At 66.0% G+C, this 677-nt stretch carries 1 protein-coding gene; it reads right to left on the reverse strand.

Annotated features, from left to right (window positions below; translation table 11 throughout):
* The coding region (locus AC3WL8_RS39960) for a quinone oxidoreductase family protein (RefSeq protein ID WP_492380264.1) at positions 1 to 677 on the reverse strand (677 nt) is incomplete at both ends.

Here is a 677-nt window from a genome sequence, read left to right on the forward strand (position 1 = left end):
GGATCGAAACCCGTGACCGGACCGGAGGCGAACCCCACGCAAACCAGCAGGCCGCGTCGCTTGAGGGAGTCGAGCGAGGCCATGAAGGTGTCCTTGCCCACGCTATCGAAGACCACGGACACGCCCACGCCATCCGTCAGTTCCCGCACGCGCTTGGCCACGTCCTCATGGCTGTAGTTGATCGTGTGATCGCAGCCATGGGCGCGCGCCACTTCCGCCTTTGCCTCGCTCGAGACCGTGCCGATCACCGTCAGGCCCAGCAGCTTCGCCCACTGCGAGACGATCAGGCCGACGCCGCCAGCTGCCGCATGCAGCAGAATCGTGTCGCCCGCCTTGAACGGGTAGATCCGGCGCATCAGGTAGGAGGCTGACAAGCCCCGCATGGTCATCGCCGCGGCAACTTCGCAACTGATTGCCGGCGGCAGCTTGATCAGCGGCGCGGCGGAGATTAGGCGTTCGGTGCTATAGGCGCCGAGCGTGTTGGTGAAGCCCGTATAGGTTACGCGGTCGCCGACCGCCAGGTGGGTAACGCCGGCCCCGACGGCCTCGATCAGGCCTGCGGCTTCGTTACCGATGCCGCTGGGCAGCGGGACCGGATAAGTACCGCTGCGGAAGTATGTGTCAGCAAAGTTCAGTCCTACGGCCACGTGACGGACGCGGACCTCTCCCGGGCCCGG

Source organism: Cupriavidus sp. FW305-F7 (assembly GCF_058782875.1).